General features: G+C 42.3%; 1 pseudogene. It reads left to right on the top strand.

The annotated features are described in order from the left end of the window. A pseudogene (locus tag B4C08_RS05825) lies at positions 1 to 402 on the top strand (ABC transporter ATP-binding protein); the annotation flags it as partial.

Below are 402 nucleotides of genomic sequence, written 5' to 3'. Positions count from 1 at the left end.
CAAAAGTTCTTGAGTTAAGACCAGGAAGCCACCGGGAATTTCCAGGAAACTACAAATATTACACGGAACGCATTGAAGCTGAAGAAGCTGGAATCGTCGGTCAGTTTGAAAAAGGAACTGGAATTGCCACAAGCAGCGTGAATTCTTCAAAAAGCAACGAAACAAAAACTATGGAGACAAAATCTGCCGGCAAACTAAGCTGGGAAGAACAGAAAAAAATTGAGGCGGAACGGCGCAAAAACGAAAAAGAAGTAGCCCGCCTTGAAGCAGAAATTGCAAAAGCCGAAGAAGAAAAATCTGCGCTGGAAGCAAAAATGGCACTGCCGGAAGTGTATTCAAACGGCGCAAAAGCAAAAGAAGTCCAGCAAAAGATTGACGAAACAAACAAAAAGATAGAAACTT

Origin of the sequence: Treponema sp. UBA753 (assembly GCF_002297325.1) — a bacterium.
GTDB lineage: Bacteria > Spirochaetota > Spirochaetia > Treponematales > Treponemataceae > Treponema_D.
Note: the sequence above shows the minus strand (reverse complement) of the source record. Positions and strands in the feature narration are given on the sequence as shown.